Origin of the sequence: Methylophilus sp. 'Pure River' (assembly GCF_046765995.1) — a bacterium.
Lineage (GTDB): Bacteria > Pseudomonadota > Gammaproteobacteria > Burkholderiales > Methylophilaceae > Methylophilus.
This window is the reverse complement of sequence record NZ_JBKOUE010000009.1, coordinates 156,309-162,900: the sequence shown is the minus strand read 5'-3', so window position 1 is coordinate 162,900 and position 6,592 is coordinate 156,309. Positions and strand designations below refer to the sequence as shown.

Genomic DNA, 6,592 nt, shown 5'->3' with positions numbered 1-6,592 from the left:
CGTATGCGAAAGTAGGTCATCCCCAAGCTCCTATTCTAAAAAGGCCTCAGCACCATGTGTTGAGGCCTTTTTTATTGGCTGTCTCCACCATTCTCAATTCTTTATTTCTTTATCGCTGAGCAGAAAAAAACCCGGTGCAAGCACCGGGTTGTCAATGTCTATTAAGATAGAATCAAAATAGACTGCCATGAAATCTGTACTGCGACTGCTCATTATTTGCACCGCTAGAGCGGTTGTTGATTGGTGTCTTCTCCCTCGTTTTATGCATAGTAAAAGAGTCACATGCTGCTGTCATTGACCCAAGTGGGCTATTAAGAAATGCGGCTGAATGGCTGCTAATTTGCAGATGGTTTGCTGTGCTATGTTGACTGCGGGGTATCGTATCTGCAGCTTTGAATTTAAACGGAAATTTGGTATAATCGAAATGATAGATGGGCGTTACGCCCATTTTTTGTTTTCGGACGTAACGTTTTGAATTAAGGGTGCGTATGCAAAATTTGCATTCGGTGGTTGAAAAGACGGTTACCCAGTTGGGGTATGAGTTGGTTGATTTTGAAACCTCCAATCGTGGTAAGTTGCTGCGCGTGTTTATCGACAAGCTCACGCCGAAAGACAATAAAGACAGCGTGACGATTGATGATTGTGTGTTGGTGAGCAATCAGCTTGGCAATGTGCTCACGGTTGAGCTGGACATTGATTATGACCGTCTTGAAGTATCGTCTGCCGGTTTGGATCGTGTGCTGAGTAAAGAAGCAGATTTTGTGCGCTTTGCCGGTGAGCGTGCGCAAATTAAATTGCGCGTCGGCATTCAGGATGATGGCCCTAAAGCGACTAAAACCAGCCTGCCAAGGAAGACTTTCTTGGGGCTGTTGCAAGGGGTTGAAGCAGGTAAAGTAGTAGTTGAGTGCGATGGCTGGGTTTATAGATTGTCGCTGGATAATATTGATAAGGCTCGTTTGAGCCCTGTCTTTGATTAATTTGTTATAGCTAATCCGTACGGTGAGTTGGAGATTACGATGAGTCGTGAATTATTGTTGTTGGTTGATGCCCTGGCCCACGAAAAAAATGTGGATAAAGAGGTGATTTTTACTGCCTTGGAACTGGCATTGGCTTCTGCAACGAAAAAGAACCATGAAGAAGGTGCCGATATTCGCGTGGAGATTGACCGCGAAACAGGTGACTATAAAACCTTCAGACGTTGGCAATATGTGGAATACGACCTGCTGGAAAGCTCTGCTTACCAATTCGATGAAGAAGACGAGCGTGCTGCTAGCAGACAAATTGGTGATTATGCCGAAGAGCCTTTAGAGTCTATCTCCTTTGGCCGTATCGGCGCACAGGCTGCCAAACAAGTCATTTTGCAAAAAGTGCGCGAAGCTGAGCGTGAGCAAATGATTCAGGATTTCCTGGCCCGCGGCGAGAGCCTGGTCACTGGCGTGATCAAGCGTATGGAAAAAGGCAACGCGATTATTGAAGTCGGTCGTATCGAGTGTCTGTTGCCACGCGAAGCCATGATCCAGAAGGAAAACCTGCGCGTGGGTGACCGCGTGCGTGCATACCTATCCCGTGTTGACCGTGGTGGCCGTGGCCCACAGCTGATTCTGTCACGTGTGGCGCCAGACTTCCTCAAACGTTTGTTTGAGTTGGAAGTGCCCGAAATTGAAGAAGGTTTATTAGAGATTCGCTCTGCGGCGCGTGATCCAGGTTTGCGTTCTAAAATTGCAGTGAAAACCAATGACCAGCGCCTAGACCCAGTGGGTACTTGCGTGGGTATGCGTGGTTCACGTGTACAGGCGGTAACGTCTGAACTCGGTGGCGAGCGTGTGGACATCGTTTTGTGGAGCATGGATCCAGCACAGTTTGTGATTAATGCGCTGGCGCCTGCTGAAGTAAGCTCTATCGTTGTCGATGAAGATGCGCACAGCATGGACGTGGTGGTGAGCGAAGAGCAATTGGCAGTCGCGATTGGCCGTAACGGTCAAAACGTGCGCCTGGCATCGGAGCTGACTGGTTGGAACTTGAATATTCTGACCGAAGAAGCCGCTGCACAGAAGAGCCAGGACGAATACGCCAAAATCAGCCAGCTGTTTATTGAGAAGCTGGATGTGGATGAAGAAGTGGCAGACATCCTGGTGCAAGAAGGCTTTAGCACCCTGGAAGAAATCGCTTATGTACCTTTGGCTGAAATGGCTGAAATCGAAGCCTTTGATGAAGACACCATCAATGAGCTGCGCTCACGTGCGCGTGCTGCGTTGCTGACAGAGGCGATTGCCAAAGAAGAGAAGGTCGAAGAAGACACCAACGATTTGATGACACTGGAAGGCATGGACGCAGATACGGCGCATAAGCTGGCTGCGAGCGAAATCCATACCAGTGAAGATCTGGCTGAGCTGGCCGTCGATGAGTTGGTCGAATTGACAGGAATAGATGAAGAGCGTGCCAAGTCGTTAATTATGACCGCGCGTGCACCTTGGTTTAAGTAACCTATGCGGTTAAGACATCATGCATACATCTTAATTAAAAAATAAAGTAATTGAACTGGAGCAGTACATGGCACTTTCAACCGTCGCACAATTTGCCGCAGAGCTGGGTCTTCCAACGACTCTGCTCATCGAGCAACTGAAAAGCGCAGGCGTTAACAAAACGTCTGTGGATGATTTTTTGGAAGAAGGTGACAAAGCTGCCTTGCTGGATTACTTGCGTAAAGAGCATGGTGCGGCAAATGCCCCCAAGAACAAAATCACCTTAACTCGCAAACAAAACACCGAGATCAAAAAACTCGATAGTTCAGGTAAAGCACGTACAATTCAGGTAGAGGTGCGCAAAAAACGCGTGCTGGAGCGCCCGGAAATTGGCTATGAGCAGCCAGCCGATGCGGCCTACGATGAAGCTGAAAGTGCCTTGCCTGAGGTGTTGGAAGAGTTGCCCGTAGAGGTTGAAGAAGTCATTGCTGAAGCACCTGTGGTTGAAGAGGTGGCTGAAGTATTGCCTGAGCCAGAACCTGAACCCGTTGAGGCACCGGCTGCAGAGCCTGCGCCTGCCCCTGTGGTTGAGGCCCCTGTTGTCGCGAAAAAAGCGGCTGTGCTTTCTGCACAGGAAATTGCTTTGCGTGAGCATGAAGCAGTACGCGCAGCTAAATTGGCAGCTCTGCAGGCTGAAGATGTGAAACGTAAGCAGGCATTAACTCAGCGTCGTGCTGAGGAAGAGGCAAAACGCCAGGCTGAGGCCGAAGCGGCTAAAAACAAGCCGGCTGCGACCAAGTTGTCTGAAGGTACATTGCACAAACCAGCCAACAAAGTGGCTGACAAACCTGAAAGCAAAGACAAAAAAGCCAAGACCGATAACCGTGACTGGACAGATAACGAAAACAAAAAACGCGGTATTAAAACTCGCGGTGATGCCCCTGCTGGTGGCGCCCAAGGCTGGCGTACACCGAAAGGTAAACACCACAAATCAAGCAAAGATGAGCAACATGCATTCAATGCGCCGACTGAGCCCTTGATCAAAGAAGTCATGGTGCCTGAAACCATTTCTGTGGCTGACCTGGCACATAAGATGTCAGTCAAGGCGGCGGAAGTGATTAAGGCCTTGATGAAAATGGGCATGATGGTGACCATCAACCAGGTTCTGGATCAAGATACAGCGATCATTCTGGTCGAAGAAATGGGCCATAAAGCGCAAGCTGCCGCGGCTAACGACCCGGAAAGCTTCCTGGAAGAGACCGAAACGGTTGAAGCCGTGATGGAAGCACGTCCACCAGTGGTGACGGTGATGGGTCACGTTGACCATGGTAAAACATCCTTGCTGGATTACATCCGCCGCAGCCGTGTGGCTTCAGGCGAAGCCGGTGGCATTACGCAGCATATCGGTGCTTACCACGTAGAAACACCGCGCGGTATGGTGACTTTCCTCGACACCCCTGGCCACGAGGCGTTTACCGCCATGCGTGCACGCGGTGCCAAGGCTACGGATATTGTTATTCTGGTGGTGTCTGCTGATGACGGCGTGATGCCACAAACCATTGAAGCGATTCACCACGCCAAGGCCGGTAACGTGCCTATCGTGGTGGCGATCAACAAGATTGATAAGCCGGAAGCACAGCCAGAGCGCGTTAAAAACGAATTGATTACACATGAAGTGGTGCCGGAAGAGTACGGCGGTGACACCATGTTCCGTGAAGTGTCTGCCAAAACTGGTAAAGGCATTGACGAACTGCTGGAAGCCGTGCTGTTGCAGGCGGAAGTGCTGGAGCTGACTTCTCCACAAAATACCCCGGCCAAAGGCCTGGTGATTGAAGGTCGCCTGGATAAAGGCCGTGGCCCGGTGTCTACCGTGTTGGTGCAATCCGGTGTACTGCGCCGTGGTGACATGTTGCTGGCAGGCACTGCTTATGGCCGTGTACGTGCCATGCTGGACGAAAACGGTAATGACATTAAAGAAGCCGGTCCTTCGATTCCGGTAGAAGTCTTGGGCTTGTCTGACGTGCCTAGCGCCGGTGAAGAAACCATTGTGCTGAATGATGAGCGCAAGGCACGTGAAATCGCCCTGTTCCGTCAAGGCAAGTTCCGTGATGTGAAACTGGCTAAACAACAAGCCGCTAAACTGGAAAACATGTTTGAGCAAATGGCTGAAGGCGAAGTGCAGACACTGAACCTGATTATCAAGTCAGATGTTCAGGGTTCTTTCGAAGCCTTGACCACCAGCTTGCAGAAACTGTCTACCAGCGAAGTGCGCGTCAATATCATTCACACGGCAGTGGGTGCGATCAGCGAGTCTGATGTCAACCTGGCTGCGGCGTCTAAAGCGGTGTTGATCGGCTTTAACGTGCGTGCTGACGCCGGTGCCCGTAAACTAGTCGAAAACCTGGATGTAGACTTGCGCTACTACAACATCATTTACGAAGCGGTTGATGAAATCAAGGCGGCTTTGGGTGGCATGTTGGCACCAGAGCAAAAAGAACAAATGATTGGTACCGTTGAGATTCGCGAAGTTTACCGTATCTCTAAAGTCGGCGCTGTGGCTGGTTGTTACGTACAGGATGGTGTGGTTAAACGCAACTCCAAAGTACGCGTACTGCGCAACAATGTGATTATTCACACCGGCGAACTGGACTCCTTGAAGCGCTTCAAAGATGACGTTAAAGAAGTTAAAAATAACTTCGAATGCGGCCTGTCACTCAAGAACTACAATGAGATTGAAGTGGGCGATATCCTGGAAGTCTATGAAGTCGTGGAAGTGGCACGTACACTCTAATGGCTAAAGCATTTTCAAGAAACGACCGTGTCTCAGAGCAAATGCGCCGTGAACTGGCGGATTTGCTCATGTTCGAGGTCAAAGACCCGCGTGTGCAGATGGTGACCTTGACTGGTGTTGAGGTCGCTGGTGATATGGCACACGCCAAGGTGTTTTATACGGCGCAAAAAAACAGCAAGGGCTTGCAGGCCGGGCTGGAAAAAGCGGCTGGTTTTCTGCGTTCGCAATTGGGCAAGCGCATGATGATCCGTACTGTGCCACAATTGCATTTCGTCTATGATGAATCCATAGACCGCGGCATGCATATGGACAGGCTGATCAATCAGGCTTTGTCCGATACCCCTCCGCAAGACTAATTTTTATCTTCTTTCGCCATGCAAACCAAACGCATTAAACGCGCTGTGAGCGGCGTGTTATTGCTCGATAAGCCGTATGGCTTCTCCTCCAACCAGGCCCTGCAAAAGGTTAAATGGTTATATCAGGCGCAAAAGGCCGGGCATACCGGCACGCTGGACCCATTGGCGACAGGCGTGTTGCCAATCTGTTTGGGCGAAGCCACCAAGTTTGCCCAGCATCTCACCGACGAAAATAAAACTTATGTCGCCACAGTTAAGTTTGGTGTCACGACGACGACTGGCGATAAAGAAGGCGATGTGATCAGCCAGGTCGATTGCCATATTACGCGTGAAAGTATTGAAGCCGTGTTGCCGCAGTTTATGGGTGAAATTACGCAGGTGCCGCCCATGTATTCTGCGCTCAAGGTCAATGGCAAGCCTTTGTATGAATACGCACGCGATGGCGTAGAACTGGAGCGTCAGCCACGCCAGGTGACTATTTATGCGTTGCGAGTGTTGGGCTGTACGGATAACAGTGCAGAGATTGAAGTCACCTGTAGCAAAGGCACTTACATCCGCACCCTGGGCGAGGATATCGGTAAAGCCTTGCAGGCTGGCGCGCATTTAACCGCGTTACGCCGCACGGCGACTGCCACTTACCAGATTGCGCATACGGTGACTATTGAAGCACTGGAGCAGATGACCATCGAACAGCGTGATGCCTTGTTGCTGCCAGTCGATACCGCGATCACCGCATTACCTAAAATCTTGTTGCAAGAAGATGCTGCCTATTATTTCAAACAGGGCAATCCGGTATGGGTGTCAGGCAGTATTCCGGCAGGCGAACTGCGTATTTATAGTGAGGTCGGCCTGTTTCTGGGCGTCGGTTTTCAGCAGCGTGATGGCCGCATCGCGCCCAAACGCGTCGTCAACCTGTAAGCTGGCTATTCAGCCGCTTGACTTGCCACTGCAAGTTTCTACAATCCTTGGATCATCCTATTTAA

The 6,592-nt window shown here is 50.3% G+C and carries 5 protein-coding genes; all 5 read left to right on the top strand.

The annotated features are described in order from the left end of the window. Nucleotides 1-488: 488 nt before the first annotated feature. The 5 genes from rimP (at nt 489) to truB (ending at nt 6,527) form a co-directional block, all read left to right on the top strand. On the top strand, nt 489-977 hold the full coding sequence (gene rimP / locus ACIDE9_RS12090) for a ribosome maturation factor RimP (RefSeq protein ID WP_194741150.1): 489 nt from the start codon (nt 489-491) through the stop codon (nt 975-977). 39 nt (nt 978-1,016) lie between these two features. After that, on the top strand, nt 1,017-2,483 hold the full coding sequence (gene nusA, locus ACIDE9_RS12085; RefSeq protein ID WP_194741151.1) for a transcription termination factor NusA: 1,467 nt from the start codon (nt 1,017-1,019) through the stop codon (nt 2,481-2,483). A 67-nt stretch (nt 2,484-2,550) separates the two neighbouring features. Then, nucleotides 2,551-5,253: a translation initiation factor IF-2 gene (gene infB / locus ACIDE9_RS12080; protein ID WP_411995000.1), complete on the top strand. Its 2,703-nt coding sequence runs from the start codon at nt 2,551-2,553 to the stop codon at nt 5,251-5,253. Then, the gene (gene rbfA / locus ACIDE9_RS12075; protein ID WP_411994999.1) at nt 5,253-5,609 is read left to right on the top strand and encodes a 30S ribosome-binding factor RbfA; all 357 of its coding nucleotides are present in this window, start codon (nt 5,253-5,255) and stop codon (nt 5,607-5,609) included. The genes infB and rbfA overlap by 1 nt, the downstream gene beginning before the upstream one ends. 18 nt (nt 5,610-5,627) lie before the next feature. Next, nucleotides 5,628-6,527 (top strand): tRNA pseudouridine(55) synthase TruB, encoded by a 900-nt coding sequence (truB, locus tag ACIDE9_RS12070; protein ID WP_411994998.1) that lies wholly within the window; start codon nt 5,628-5,630, stop codon nt 6,525-6,527. Nucleotides 6,528-6,592: the final 65 nt, after the last annotated feature.

Coding starts and splice junctions, on each gene's coding strand:
- rimP (WP_194741150.1), top strand. CDS start 489: ATGCAAAATTTGCATTCGGTGGTTGAAAAGACGGTTACCCAGTTGGGG.
- nusA (WP_194741151.1), top strand. CDS start 1,017: ATGAGTCGTGAATTATTGTTGTTGGTTGATGCCCTGGCCCACGAAAAA.
- infB (WP_411995000.1), top strand. CDS start 2,551: ATGGCACTTTCAACCGTCGCACAATTTGCCGCAGAGCTGGGTCTTCCA.
- rbfA (WP_411994999.1), top strand. CDS start 5,253: ATGGCTAAAGCATTTTCAAGAAACGACCGTGTCTCAGAGCAAATGCGC.
- truB (WP_411994998.1), top strand. CDS start 5,628: ATGCAAACCAAACGCATTAAACGCGCTGTGAGCGGCGTGTTATTGCTC.